The sequence below is a fragment of the Candidatus Tumulicola sp. genome (assembly GCA_036490475.1).
GTDB lineage: Bacteria > Vulcanimicrobiota > Vulcanimicrobiia > Vulcanimicrobiales > Vulcanimicrobiaceae > Tumulicola.
This window is the reverse complement of the sequence record DASXDT010000006.1, coordinates 1,685,857-1,699,596: the sequence shown is the minus strand read 5'-3', so window position 1 is coordinate 1,699,596 and position 13,740 is coordinate 1,685,857. Positions and strand designations below refer to the sequence as shown.

Sequence of the window (13,740 nt, the reverse complement as noted above, 5' to 3'; positions counted from 1 at the left end):
AGTGGTCTGAGTTCGGGGGCCGTGCGCGATGATTAGCGGGCACGGCCTCATGTACTCCGCGATGTACCGCAACGATAAACCCAAAGGCCCGCGCCGGCGCATCGATTTCAAACGCCTGGCCGGCATTTTTGGGCCTTACTGGCGCCAGCAAGCCACCGTTCTGGTGTGCATCGTGCTCGGTTCGCTCCTTGGATTGATCCCGGGCTTCGTAACGGCCCGAATTATCGACACGGCGATCCCGCACCGTTCGCTTTCCGAACTAGCCATCGACGTGGGCATCATTCTCGCCGCGGCCCTCGTGGCAGCGTTGATCGGTGTCGCGCAGGGCTACCTCAATTCGGTGGTCGGCGAAGGCATCATGCGAGACATCCGAACGCAACTCGTCGGACACATGCATCGGCTGCCGCTCTCGTTTTTCACCGGCACCAAGACCGGCGAAATCATGAACCGCGTCAGCAACGACGTCGATAATATCGACAACGTTGTGACCGGGACGCTGACCTCGATCGTGACCAGCGTGGTGACGATCGCGTCCACCTTGGTCGCGATGTTCGTGTGGGATTGGCGCCTCGCGCTGATTTCGACCGTCATCGTCCCGCTGATGGTCCTACCTCTTGGGCCGGTCGGCCGCAAGATGTACGACGTGCGCAAGAAGACGCGCGAGAAACGCGACGAGATCGAATCGATCACGCAAGAAACGCTGTCGATCTCGGGCATCACCCTGATCAAGTCGTTTGCGCGCGAGAACTACGAGCGCAAACGGTTTTACGACACGGGCACGCGTCTGATGGGCCTGGAGATCGACCTCGCGATGGTCGGACGCTGGTTCCTCGCGCTGATAACGGCAATGGTGATCGTCGGGCCGGCGCTGGTATGGTTCGGCGGCGGATGGTACGCCATCGCCGGCACCCTGAAGGTCGGCGTCGTCGTCGCATTCGTGTCGTTTATCCAGGGGCGTTTGTACGGACCGGCCGCTGCGCTCGCCGGGATCCAAGTGCAGATCGTTAGCGCCTTTGCAGTGTTCGAGCGCATCTTCGAGTATCTCGATCTGCCGTCCGAGCAGTACGATCCGCCCGGTGCAGTATCGCTACCGCAAGTCCACGGCGACGTTGCGTTCGAGGACGTGCATTTTTCGTACGACGACTCTCGCTCGATTCTTAATGGCGTTTCCTTCAACGTGAAGGCCGGGCAAATCGCCGCGTTCGTGGGGCCTTCGGGAGCCGGGAAAACCACGATCACGTCCTTGGTGCCGCGCTTCTATGACCCGACCGCAGGGCGCGTTCTGATCGACGGCTACGATGTGAAAACGCTCGGACTCGAATCGCTGCGTCGCGACATCGGCATCGTCACGCAAGAAACGTATCTCTTCCACGATACGATTGCGTCGAACTTGCGCTATGCGAAGCCCGAAGCGACCCTCGCCGAGTTGCAAGCGGCGTGCGCTGCAGCTAACATCGACGAGTTCATCCGTTCGCTGCCCGACGGGTACGAAACGATCGTCGGCGAGCGCGGCCACAAGCTCTCGGGTGGCGAGCGCCAGCGTTTGGCGATCGCCCGTGTGCTTTTGAAAGACCCGCGAATCCTGATTCTCGACGAAGCCACCAGCTCGCTCGATTCCGAACGCGAGGCGGCGATTCAGGTCGAGCTGGAAATCGCCATGCGCGGCCGCACGAGCTTAGTAATCGCCCACCGGCTTTCGACCGTGCTGTCGGCCGATACGATCTTCGTGGTCGATGGCGGGCGCATCGTTGAATCCGGGAGGCACGCGGAACTGCTGGCACGTGGTGGTCTCTATTCGCGGCTGTATCACACGCAGTTCCGCGACGTCAGCGCGTCGGCGCTCGATCGGGCTTAGTACGCTCCGGCGGCGATTCCCATATTCACCTGGTGAATGGCCTGGCTGACGAGGCTGATTGCTTGCTGGCGGTGGCCGGCCTTATCGGCGGTTGCGGTCTGGAGTTGCGTTGCCGCCGATTCTAGATCGGTGAGGGCGTTTCGCATGTGTACCTGGGTAGCCGCGACGGCGGTGCCGCCAATGACGATACCGAGAATCAGGGCCAGCGCGAACGCCAGAAGGCCCGAACGTGATTTGAGTTGCATGGTGTCTCCTCGTTGAAGTTGCGTTGTACGGACTTTACCACTTTTTTTGAACCGTATTACCAATGTTCCCGTTTCTTCAGCGAGAGTTAATCCGTAGCGGCCGGAACGTCCATCACGGCCGGGGCGACCGGTACCAACAGTTCCGGCTCGCTGGCGCGCCGCACGTCGTCGATCGAAACCCCCGGCGCGAGTTCGCGCAATACCAGCCCTTCGGGCGTCACGTCGATCGTCGCCAAGTCGGTGATCAGCCGGTGCACCACCCTCCGCCCCGTCAAGGGCAGCGAACAGGTTCGAACGATCTTATGCGAGTTGCCCTTGGCAACGTGCTCCATCATCACGATCACGCGTTTGGCGCCGTGCACCAAATCCATCGCGCCGCCCATTCCCTTGACCATCTTTCCGGGAATCATCCAATTCGCCAGATCGCCATGCTCGGAAACTTGCATCGCACCCAACACTGCGAGATCGATGTGTCCGCCGCGAATCATTCCAAACGAAAGCGACGAGTCGAAGAACGACGCACCCGGCTGCACCGTCACCGTTTCTTTGCCGGCGTTTATGAGGTCCGGGTTCTCCTCGCCTTCGTACGGATATGCTCCCATGCCAAGAATGCCGTTCTCGCTCTGCAGCGTAACGGTGACGTCGGGAGCGACGAAGTTCGGCACGAGCGTCGGAAGTCCGATTCCAAGGTTCACGTACTGTCCGTCGCGGAGTTCGGCGGCGACACGCGCGGCTAGCTGCGAGCGAGTTAGGGCCACGACTATGCCTCCCCGCGCTTACGCGTGGTAACGCGTTCGATGCGCTTTCCTTGCGGCCCGACGCGCACGATGCGCTGAACGAAAATACCCGGCAGGTGCACGTCTTGCGGATCGATCCGGCCCGGCTCGACCAACTCTTCCACTTCGGCGATCGTGATGCGGCCGGCCATCGCGCACAACGGGTTGAAATTGCGCGTCGCCTGATTAAAAATCAAATTGCCGGCACGGTCGCCGACCGACGCCCGCACCAACGCAAAGTCGCAAACGATGCCGGCCTCGAGCACGTACTCTCGCCCGTTAAAAACGCGCGTTTCCTTTTTGGGCGATGCGATCGCGACGCTGCCGTCGGACGCATAGCGCCATGGAAGGCCACCGTCGGCAATCATCGTACCGTCCCCAGCCGGCGTATAAAAAGCCGGTATGCCGCAACCGCCGGCGCGCAAGCGTTCGGCCAGCGTGCCCTGCGGGCACAATTCGACTTCGAGTTCGCCGCTCAAGTATTGCCGCTCGAACTCGCGGTTTTCGCCGACGTACGAGCCGGTGGTGCGCACGATACGTTTGTGATCCAACAAAACGCCCAAACCCCAGCCGTCGACGCCGCAATTATTCGACACCGTTACCAGGCTGGTTGCGCCCTGTTCGAAGAGCGCCTCGATGAGATTGTGCGGGATACCGTTGAGCCCGAATCCACCCACCGCCAGCGTCGCGCCGTCGGGAATGTCGGCGACCGCATCGGTGCAGGAGGCGTACACTTTCTCCATGCCCGGCTTATGCGTGAGGAGCCGCCCGCGTCCTGCCAAGGCGCGGCGGCGTCCGTCGCGAAGCTCGGCCATGTTCGTATCGAGGAGAAACACATGACGACGACCACCGTATCGACCGGCGCAAGCAACGACGAAGAACGCATGATCGTCGAGGCGGTGCGCGAGCTCGTAAACGAAAAAGTTGCGCCGCGAGCGGCCGAAATCGACGAAACCGGCGAATTTCCGTGGGACATCAAACAACTTTTCGCCGAAAACGATTTGCTCGGCATTCCGATTCCGAGCGAGTACGGTGGCCTCGGCGGAACGTTTCTTACCTACGTGAAAGTCGTCGAAGAGATCGCGAAAGCGTGCGCCTCGAGTTCGCTCATCGTCGCCGTGCAGGAGCTCGGCATGCTCCCGATCATGATCGCCGGCGATGAGAAACAGAAGCGCCGTTTCCTTCCACGCATCGCATCCGGCGAACATATCGCGGCCTATGCGCTGACCGAGGTGTCCAGCGGTTCCGACGCGCTCGGGTCGATGCGCACGCGCGCCGAACGCCGCGGCGATACATACGTTTTAGACGGTCAAAAAATCTGGATCACCAACGGAAGCGTGGCCGACGTCGTGTGCGTGTTTGCCGTCACCGATCCGCAGGCCGGTTCGCGCGGCGTTAGCGCGTTCGTCGTCGAGAAAGACGCGCCCGGTTTCTCGGTTGGAAAGAAAGAAAAGAAAATGGGGATTCGCGGGTCACCTACCGTCGAGCTGTCGTTCGACGGCTGCGAGATTCCCGCCGAAAACCGGCTCGGCGAGGAGGGCGAAGGTTTTAAAATCGCAATGCGTGTTCTCGATAAGTCACGACCCGGAATTGCCGCACAAGCGCTCGGCATCGCCGCCGGCGCACTGGATTACGCCACCAACTATGCCAAAGAACGCATCGCTTTCGGTAAACCGATCGGCCAACACCAAGGCGTCGGCTTCATGTTGGCCGACATGAAAACCGAAGTGGAAGCCGCGCGAATGATGCTGTACGAAGCGGCGCGCAAGTGCGACGCGGGCGCCCCCGACGTCACGTTATGGGCCGCTATGGCCAAACTCAAGTGCGGAGACGTCGCGATGTCGGTGACGACCGATGCGGTGCAAGTTCTCGGCGGGTTCGGATACTCTACCGAATATCCGGTCGAGCGTATGATGCGCGACGCCAAGATCACGCAGATCTACGAAGGAACCCAGCAGATTCAGCGTCTCGTCATTTCACGCGCGCTCGTCGGCAAAGCCAAGCCGTAACGAGCGCGCGCTCCAGCCTCGCGAAGCCTTAACGCAAGGCGGTGCGAGCGACGCCCGTCTTGCGAACGGTCATACAGTCGGGATGAACGTTACCGACCGGATCCTCGTCGGGATCTTCGGAGATCGTTCCGTCGGATAACGACGCCGGTCCGGTTTCGGGGACGAACGGCGGAGCGTTAATCGGCACGAACGGGCGCGGCGCCTGGGTGAAGTCAAACGCGTCCGACAAATCGTTGGCGCGCACGTCGGTCGCTCTGAGCGAACCCTTGGGTATTCCAAACGTCTCTTCGGCGAACGCGATAATGCTGCCGAACTCGTACTGCACGTGCGAGACGTAGCCTTGTTTGGCGTACGGGGAGATGACGATCAGTGGAACCCGGAATCCCAACTCCATGTAGTTGTTCTCCATCGGCGGAGGGACGTGATCGTAAAAACCGCCCCACTCGTCCCACGTAATGACGATCGCGGTGCTGTTCCAGTATTGGCTAGCCCCAATCGCATTGACGACGGCCGCAACCCACGAAGGGCCTTCGTTGCTACGGTTACCCGGATGGTCCGAGTGTTTGCTGTCGGCAGGCATGACCCACGACATTCCGGGCAGCGCACCGGTCGCGATGTCCGAGATGATGGTCGCCGGCGGCGTGACCACGTTGGCATAATCCGGACCGTATCGCACGTGACGGATCGCGTCGAAGGCGTGCCACAAGCCCGGTCCCGTGCCGTTCTGGTAGTAGCGCCACGTTACGCCGTGAAAATCGAGCAGATCGGTGAGTACCGGCCGGTTAAAGCACGGGCGCGGCGTGGGTCCGGGTTGGCCGTTGTTCGGATTGATCGTGTCGATCGCTTCGGTCGGCGGGCCGTCGCAACCGGCTTCCGTCTTCATGCCGGTCTTGCTGTCGAAGGGGTCGCTGGACATGTCGAACGTCGTCTCAGGCAGCGCTGCGCCCGACCCACTCACGATATATTGATGCGCCGGAAAGCTGCCGGCTTGCTGCGTCTGAAACATGTCGTCGCCGAACACGTATTGCGTGGCCATGTCGTCGTACGGCTGCACTTCACTCAACGGTGCGAATGAATATGGACGCAGCTGAAATTCTTTAGGTATGCCCGACGCGAAACCGTCGTTCGCACCACAATCATAATCCAACACGAACGATTTGTGCCCGTGGCCCAGGCCGTAGCGGGTCGCCAGCGATGCCTGCTTCAAATTGACGCGCTGGTTACCGAGCATACCCCACGACTGGATGTTGGCGCCTTCCGAAGCCAGCGCTTGGAACAAATCGTCCGGCGTGCGATTCTCCTGGAAGATGACGACGACGTGCTGGATGTAGTTCGACGGATCTTGCTTCTTGCCGGGTAGACTCATCGACGCACTTTGCGGGATGGCCGCACTCTGCTGTTGACCCGAACAAGAAACGATCAATATGGCTAACGCCAATGGAAAAAACGCAATGTACTTCATTGTCGACCCTCGAGCGCGGCGCACGTTGTGTTGCGTAGACTTGAGCGCATTCGTTACAAAACCTTCGCGCATTAATCTTACGAAACGGTACTGGCACGCGCACGCTCGCCTGCCGTGATGGCTAATAAAGTTAACTTAGGTTACTTTTGGAGCCTGTCGCATCATCGCCGTTGGCGCGCTCGCCCGTGTTATGAACAGTCCTGCAGTTAATCTACCGCCGTCGGCATCTTCCGATATCGTACCATCGAATAAAGCGCAGGCCAGGCGGGGCTAAACTTCGGAGAGCCGATCTGTACGAACGGTCGCGGCGTCTGGGTGAAGTCAAGCGCATACGACAGATCATTAGCACGCACGTCGGTGGCGTTCAGCGAACCTTTGCGAATGCCGAACGTCTCTTCGGCGAACGCTATCGGCTGACGAACTCGTCCTGCACGCAACTCTGCCGTTAGCCGGAACAAGAAACGATCGACGTGGCAAACGCTAATGGAATAAACGCGTCGAAGTCGGGTGCGGCATGCGTTGTTTTATTAAGAGTTGATTATATTAGCCATTTAGGACTGGATTACCGCTCGCCCGCAGTATTCGAACGGGAAATGGCGGCTTGTCTTTCCAATATCAATTCGAGCTAGTTGCTAAAACAAACTGGCTCAAACACATTGGCAAGGTCCGTGTTGCGTAAGGAGACCATACTTTGCAACGATTTACGCTCGTGTTCGCATTCATCGCCGTTAGCTGTTGCGTTACCGGGTGCGGGGCCCAGCACGAGGCCATCCCCACTACGGCCGCGGTGGATCGCCAGGCCGTTTTGCGCGCAATCTCACCGATCCAACATGTCGTCATTATCTTTCAAGAAAACCGCACACCCGACAACCTGTTTCACGGACTTCCGGGTGCCGACACCGTTTCGAGTGGTCTCAACTCCAAGGGCCAAACGGTACCGCTCCATGAGACCTCGCTGGCATGGAAGTATGACCTCAACCATCGGCATCTAGCCTTCACGCAAAGTTGCAACGCCGCGCCATCCCAGCTTACGACATGCCGGATGGACGGGTTCGACTTGATCCAAACCAACTCGCCATCGTGCAAGATAAGCGCCGACTGCGCCTACGCCTACGTCCCGCGCACCGAAGCGCAACCCTACTTCGACATGGCGACGCAGTACGGCTTCGGCGATAGGATGTTCCAAACCAATCAGGGCCCGAGCTTTCCCGCCCATCAGGAAATCATCAGCGGAGACGCATCGGCCGCACCGCGCTATCCCGATCGGCAGGTTGCCGAGAACGGCATCGGTCACGGGCTCTTTGGAGCGCACGGCGGCTGCGACAGCCAAGCGTCGGTACGTGTAGAAACCATTGCGCTGGAACCGCTAGGTTCGCCCGAAGGCGACCGCGTGTTTCCCTGCTTCGAGCGACCGGTGTTGGCCGATCTGCTCGATTCCAACGGGGTATCGTGGCGATACTACCAGCATACCCTGGGTCAAGGGTTATGGAAGGCCTACGATGCGATCCGGCACATCCGTTACGGCAAGGACTACCGTTATGTGATCAAGCCTTCGCAGCAAATTCTTACCGACATCAAAAACGGCCGGCTAGCCGGCGTAGCGTGGGTGATGCCCGACGCGCTGCACAGCGATCACTCCGGCACGAAATCGGCCGCCGGCCCATCGTGGGTGGCGGCGGTCGTCAACGCGGTTGGGACGAGCTCGTATTGGAACAACACGGCGATTATCCTCACGTGGGACGACTGGGGTGGCTGGTACGATCATGTGGCGCCGGTCGTTCGTAACAACTACGAACTGGGTTTTCGCGTGCCGCTGGTCGTCATCTCCCCGTATTCCAAGAAAGGCTACGTTTCACATCAACATTACGAGTTCGGCAGCATCTTGAAGTTCACCGAAGAAACGTTCCACGCCGGATCGCTCGGCACGACCGACGCGACGTCGCACGGTCTCGACGATTTCTTCGACTTCCACCAGTCACCGCGTCGTTTTAAGGTCATCAAGGCGCCGCCATTTGTGCCGTCCTTCGGCCCGGCATCCGACGAGGAAGACTACTAAGACGGTTTACAAAGCCCAAAGCCGGCCCGCGCCGAAAAGACTGGCAGACATGTCCGACCCGATGAAGCCCGAGTTTACCGCAATGAATCCGATCGTCGCGGCGGCAACCAAAATCCGCGCGCAACGCGAGGTCGAGCGCGCCGCGGCCGAGTCGCAGGGCGCCCCTCCGCGGCGCCCCGAGGACGCCGAAGAATCGCTGCGAGCGTTCTTCGACTATTTGGTGACGGGAGCCAAGCGCGTTAACGCCGTGCTTGGCAAACGCACCGGCGTCAAGGTGATTCGCCTGGAACGGCCGTTGCGTCTCCGGCTTCGATTTGGAGAACTGCGGATAGCGCTCGATCTCGACGACATCGAACAACTCGTTCGCATACGCGGGCTGGAACTCGACGGCGACTATCAGTTCGATGCGTCGTCGGACCTGCCGGCGCTGATCGACGTATCCAAGATATCGACCGCAGCCGGCTACGGAGAGGCGATTACGCCTTCTTCTTTGTTGCGACGGATCGCGAAGGACGCCGAGCTTCCGACACCTTCCCACTTGCTCTCGCCCGGACCGTTGCAATTTTCGCTAGAATCGCCGGAGTCGGACACAAGCGATTGACCGGGCAGCGCTCGCACAGCGGGCGCGGCGCCTTGCAGATCGCCCGGCCGTGCAAAATCAACCAATGCGTAGCGGCACCCCACTTGGCGCTTGGAACGAGTTTCGTAACATCGTCTTCGACGTGTCGCGGCGTCGTGCCCAAGGTCAGGCCGAGGCGGTGTGAGACGCGAAACACGTGCGTGTCCACCGCTAACGCGGCGCTATCGAACGCGTTGGCCATCACCACACTGGCGGTCTTGCGACCGACGCCGGCGAGCGATTCGAGCGAATCGCGATCTTGCGGAACGACACCGCCGAAGCGTTCTAACAAGTCTTGCGCGCAGCGGACGATGTTGCGCGACTTCATGCGAAAGAATCCGGTCGACTTGATAATTTTTTCGACGTCGGAGAGTCTTGCCGCGGCCAGATCGCTGGGCTGCGGGTATTTTTCGAAGAGCGCCGGCGTCGTCATGTTCACGCGCACGTCGGTCGTCTGTGCCGACAAGATCACCGAGATGAGCAGCTCGTACTCATTGCGATAGTGCAATGCCGTTTCGGCTCTCGGATACTCGCGCTCTAAGATCGCGAGCTCCTCGAGCGCTACCGCTCGAGTGACTTTTTTCTTGGGAAACGGAATAGCCGGCACGCGAGCGCCTTATCCGGCGCGTTGATGGCTCCTTCGCTATCCCTCGCGCAGCGAGACGCGCTCCTCGCGAACGGTCACCAATCCGTCGCGCTCGAGCCCAGCGAGGATCGCTCGGACGTCGCCGGCGTCGCGCTCCGGGAGCAGCGCGTGCAGCGAGCCGTGCAAATCAAGGAACGACATCGTCGCCCCGGCTTCCAACGCGCGCAGCCGGTCGACGATCCGGCCGCGCGCGAAGCGGACCGTACGCTCGAACGGCAGGTGCGCGGCCGGTTTCAAAGCCTGCCTTCGAAGTGACTCTAAGCGCACGGCATCGACCGGCGCCGCGCTGCAATCCGCGAGTAGCGGGCAGATAAGGCATTTCGGGGCTCGAGCCGTGCAGATCGTCGCTCCCAGATCCATCAAGGCCGAGTTCCAATCGTGCGAGCGGCCGGGAGACGCGGCTTCGCGCGCAAGGGATTCGACCTCGCTCCGGGGCGCCGGCTCGGGATATTCCAATCCGAGGAACGAGCGCTGCAGCACGCGGCGGATGTTGACGTCCATCGGAGCGTCGTCCAGATCGAACGCGAAGGCGCGAACCGCCGCCGCCGTATACGGGCCGATGCCGGGTAACGATCGCAGAGTCTCGGCTTCGGCGGGCAGGCTCCCAGCGTGGCGCTCCATGACGATTTGGGCGAGCGCGCGCAGCCGGACGGCCCGGCTGTTGTAGCCGAGGCCCTGCCAGGCGCGCAACACGTCGGCCACCGAGGCCTCGGCTAAGGCCGCGAACGAGTCGAAGCGACCGACGAACGGTTCGAAGGCCGCCGCTACCCGCTCGGCCTGCGTCTGCGCCAGCATGAACTCGCTCACCAGCGTCCGGTACGGCGAACGTCGCGATCTCCAAGGAAGATGGCTTCGGCCGTTGCGCTCGTACCAGCCAAGCAGCGCGGCGCGCACCCGGCCGATCCTGGGATCCATCGCGCGCGATTCGCGGGGCGCACCCAAAGAAGCCTCGAAGCTGTTGATATTACCGCATGAGAAACGGAGAGACGAGTTTGTCTGAACATCGCGTAGACGCAGTCGTTATCGGCGCCGGCCCCGGTGGCTATCACGCCGCGATCCGGTTGGCCCAGATTGGAAAGCGCGTGATCTGCGTCGATCGCGACGAGGTTGGCGGCGTTTGCCTCAACTGGGGCTGCATCCCGACCAAAGCGTTGCTGCACGTCGGCGAGGTGATTCGCCACATCGAACACGCCGACGCGATCGGACTGACGGTCGACCGCCCTAAAGTGAACCGCGAAGGCGTCGAAAAATTCAAGTCGGACGTCGTTAACTCGAACGTCGGCGGCGTCAAAACGCTGTTCAAGGCCAACAACGTCGAGTTCGCATACGGCGAGGCATCGTTCAAGAGCCCGACCGAAATTTCGGTCAAAGGCAAAGACGGCACGGTTACGACGTACGCGACCGATTATGTCGTAATCGCCACCGGGTCGGCGCCGGTCGACGTAAAAGCGTGGCCGCGCGACGGCGACCGCATCATCAACTCCGACGACGCGGTGCAAATCAAACGCATTCCGAAGAACTTGCTGGTCATCGGCGGCGGCGTGATCGGTCTGGAGTTCGCAACCGTTTACGCGCGCATGGGCGCTAAAGTTTTGGTCGTCGAGATGCTCCCGCAAATCCTTACCGGCACGGATACCGAAATTTCGAAGACGCTCGGACGCATCTTGAAAAAACAGGGCGTCGAAATCATGCTCGATACCAAAGTGACTGGCATCGCCCCGTCCGGCAAAACCGTTAAGGCGACGTTCAATGGAACCGGCACCAACGGCAAAGATGAAACGCGCGAATACGATACGGTGCTGGTGGCGGTCGGGCGCCGCCCGGTTACCGACAATCTGAATCTGCCCGCCGTCGGCTTGACGACCGACGAGCGTGGATTCATCGCGGTCGACCAACAGCTGCGCACCAAAGTTGCGAATATCTTCGCGATCGGCGACGTCACCGGGCAACCGCTGCTCGCGCACCGCGCGATGAAGCAAGGCGTCATCGCGGCCGAAGTAATCGGTGGCGATGCGTCGGCCGCATTCGATCCGATGGCCATACCGAACTGCGTGTATACCGATCCCGAAGTGGCCACCGTCGGCTTGTCCGAGGAAGAAGCCAAAGCGCAAGGCTACGAAGTGCGCATCGGAAAGTTTCCGTTGGCGGCGAGCGGACGCGCGCGCACGATGAACGAGTCGGACGGGATGCTCAAACTCGTCGGCGATGCCAAGACCGATCTGTTGCTGGGCATGCACATCGTGGCACCACAGGCCGAGTCGCTCATCGGCGAAGGACTGATCGCGCTCGAGATAGGCGCGACCTTGGAAGACATCGGTCTTTCGGTCCATCCGCATCCCACGCTGACCGAGGCGATCATGGACGCCGCCGAAGCCGCGCACGGCAAGGCGATTCACATCGTCAATCCCAAACCGAAGGCGCCCGCCGCTGCTAAAGCCTAACGCACAGTCCGCGACGACTGCCAGGCTGATCGATCTCGGAACCTGCCGGTACGCTGCGACGTTGGATCTCCAACGCCGCGTACACGCCGAGGTCCGAGACGGACGCGCGCCCGACACTTGGATCGTCGTCGAGCATTTGCCGGTCGTGACGCTCGGCCGCCAAGCAAAAGGCGAGCACGTGCTGATCGACCGCGTGGAACTCGCGCGCCGCGGCATCGACCTGGTCGCAATCGAACGTGGCGGCGACGTGACGTATCACGGACCGGGACAGTTGGTCGTCTATCCCATTCGCCGTCTCGAACGCTTCCGCGAAGTCGTGCCGCTAGTGCGCGCGCTCGAGGGCGCCGCGATCGACGCATGCGCGCGCTTCGGCGTGAAGGCCGAACGATGGAGCGAACACGCCGGCGTTTGGGTCGGCGGCAATCAGATATGTGCGATCGGCCTGGCGATTCGGGAGATGACTTCGCTGCACGGCATCGCGTTTAACGTAACGACCGCCCTGGATTACGACCAACTGATCGTTCCCTGCGGTCTTCCGGCACGCGGCATCACCTCGCTCGCCCGCGAGAGCGCGATGCCGGTCTCGGTCGCCGCTGCCAAGCGCGCTCTCCTCGAAGAACTGGCACGCACGTTCGACGTACGTTTCGAAGCGTACGAAACGGCTCTGGCCTGCTAACGACATGGCTATCGAAATCGATCTCCTGGCCGCAAATCCGGCAACGCGTATTCGCAAGCCGGCGTGGCTTAAGGTCTCGCTTCCGGCCGGCGACGATTACGAGCGGGTCAAGGCGAAGGTTGCCGGACTCTCGCTTCACACGGTGTGCAAGGAAGCGGCGTGTCCGAATCTGGCCGAGTGTTGGGGAGCCGGAACGGCGACGATCATGATTCTCGGCGATACGTGTACGCGCGGCTGCCGCTTCTGCAACGTGAAGACCGGAAATCCGCGCGGCCAAGTGGATTGGCTGGAGCCGGTACGCGTGGCGGATGCGGTGCGAGACCTCGGCTGGCGCTATTTAGTGCTCACGGCCGTCGACCGCGACGATCTTGCCGACGGCGGGGCGCTGATTTTCGCCAACACTGTGCGCGAGATTCACGCTCGCGTGCCTGGATCGAAGGTCGAAATCCTGAGCGGCGACTATCGCGGCGACCTTCGATCTCTCGATATCGTGATGGACGCCGAGCCCGATGTCTTCGCGCATAACCTGGAGACGGTTCGGCGACTCACGCCCTCGGTACGCGACAAGCGCGCCGGATACGATCAATCGTTGCGCGTGCTGTCGTACGCAAAGAGCCGCGCTCCACAGCATTACACGAAGACGTCATTGATGCTAGGACTGGGCGAGACGGCCGGAGAGGTCGAGGCCGCGATGGACGACGCCCGCTCGGCCGGCGTCGATATCTTTACAATGGGGCAGTATCTGCAGCCGAGCAAACGGCATCTACCCGTCCACGCCTTCGTAACGCCGGAGGAATTCGAAGCCTACGGGCTCCTGGCGCGCGGCAAGGGCTTCCATCAGGTGGTCTCCAGCCCGCTTTCGCGCAGCTCGTATCACGCCGAGCAAGCATTTCCCGCCTGAGAAACGCTTCTTCGGAATAGTTCCTTTGACGCGCAACCCAGGGCGCCTAAGGGT

The 13,740-nt window shown here is 61.1% G+C and carries 12 protein-coding genes; 6 read left to right on the top strand and 6 right to left on the bottom strand.

Translation table 11 applies throughout. The features are described from left to right. Positions 1–28 precede the first annotated feature (28 nt). Positions 29–1,855: an ABC transporter ATP-binding protein gene (locus VGF98_15620; protein HEY1683076.1), complete on the top strand. Its 1,827-nt coding sequence runs from the start codon at positions 29–31 to the stop codon at positions 1,853–1,855. Here VGF98_15620 and VGF98_15615 read toward each other — a convergent pair. The 3 genes from VGF98_15615 to VGF98_15605 all read right to left on the bottom strand — a co-directional run bounded on the left by VGF98_15615 (position 1,852) and on the right by VGF98_15605 (position 3,691). Further along, positions 1,852–2,100 carry a hypothetical protein gene (locus VGF98_15615; protein ID HEY1683075.1) on the bottom strand — a complete coding sequence of 83 codons (249 nt, stop codon included), beginning with the start codon at positions 2,098–2,100 and terminating at the stop codon, positions 1,852–1,854. The genes VGF98_15620 and VGF98_15615 overlap by 4 nt on opposite strands. 86 nt (positions 2,101–2,186) lie before the next feature. Further along, entirely contained in the window at positions 2,187–2,858 is a 672-nt protein-coding gene (locus tag VGF98_15610; protein HEY1683074.1) for a CoA transferase subunit B, read from the bottom strand. Positions 2,859–2,860: 2 nt separating this feature from the next. After that, on the bottom strand, positions 2,861–3,691 hold the full coding sequence (locus VGF98_15605) for a CoA transferase subunit A (GenBank protein ID HEY1683073.1): 831 nt from the start codon (positions 3,689–3,691) through the stop codon (positions 2,861–2,863). Between the two features lie 21 nt (positions 3,692–3,712). Between VGF98_15605 and VGF98_15600 the strand changes: the two genes are divergently transcribed. Beyond that, positions 3,713–4,885, top strand: coding sequence for an acyl-CoA dehydrogenase family protein (locus tag VGF98_15600; protein HEY1683072.1), 1,173 nt, complete (start codon positions 3,713–3,715; stop codon positions 4,883–4,885). Positions 4,886–4,913: 28 nt separating this feature from the next. On the opposite strand, the gene VGF98_15595 is transcribed toward VGF98_15600, so the two are convergent. Then, the gene (locus VGF98_15595) at positions 4,914–6,347 is read right to left on the bottom strand and encodes an alkaline phosphatase family protein (protein HEY1683071.1); all 1,434 of its coding nucleotides are present in this window, start codon (positions 6,345–6,347) and stop codon (positions 4,914–4,916) included. A 691-nt stretch (positions 6,348–7,038) separates the two neighbouring features. Between VGF98_15595 and VGF98_15590 the strand changes: the two genes are divergently transcribed. Then, positions 7,039–8,403, top strand: a complete 1,365-nt coding sequence (locus tag VGF98_15590) for an alkaline phosphatase family protein (protein ID HEY1683070.1) — start codon at positions 7,039–7,041, stop codon at positions 8,401–8,403. A gap of 476 nt (positions 8,404–8,879) precedes the next feature. Here VGF98_15590 and nth read toward each other — a convergent pair whose 3' ends face one another. Both nth and VGF98_15580 read right to left on the bottom strand, forming a co-directional pair. Next, positions 8,880–9,629, bottom strand: coding sequence for an endonuclease III (gene nth / locus VGF98_15585; GenBank protein ID HEY1683069.1), 750 nt, complete (start codon positions 9,627–9,629; stop codon positions 8,880–8,882). A gap of 36 nt (positions 9,630–9,665) precedes the next feature. Next, the gene (locus VGF98_15580) at positions 9,666–10,583 is read right to left on the bottom strand and encodes a hypothetical protein (protein HEY1683068.1); all 918 of its coding nucleotides are present in this window, start codon (positions 10,581–10,583) and stop codon (positions 9,666–9,668) included. Positions 10,584–10,660: 77 nt separating this feature from the next. On the opposite strand from VGF98_15580, the gene lpdA reads away from it, so the two are divergent. The 3 genes from lpdA to lipA are packed head-to-tail and all read left to right on the top strand — an operon-like array spanning position 10,661 to position 13,686. After that, positions 10,661–12,109 (top strand): dihydrolipoyl dehydrogenase, encoded by a 1,449-nt coding sequence (gene lpdA, locus VGF98_15575; protein HEY1683067.1) that lies wholly within the window; start codon positions 10,661–10,663, stop codon positions 12,107–12,109. Next, positions 12,072–12,785 carry a lipoyl(octanoyl) transferase LipB gene (lipB, locus tag VGF98_15570; protein ID HEY1683066.1) on the top strand — a complete coding sequence of 238 codons (714 nt, stop codon included), beginning with the start codon at positions 12,072–12,074 and terminating at the stop codon, positions 12,783–12,785. The genes lpdA and lipB overlap by 38 nt, the downstream gene beginning before the upstream one ends. Positions 12,786–12,789: 4 nt before the next feature. Then, positions 12,790–13,686: a lipoyl synthase gene (gene lipA / locus VGF98_15565; protein ID HEY1683065.1), complete on the top strand. Its 897-nt coding sequence runs from the start codon at positions 12,790–12,792 to the stop codon at positions 13,684–13,686. The last annotated feature ends 54 nt before the right edge of the window (positions 13,687–13,740 follow it).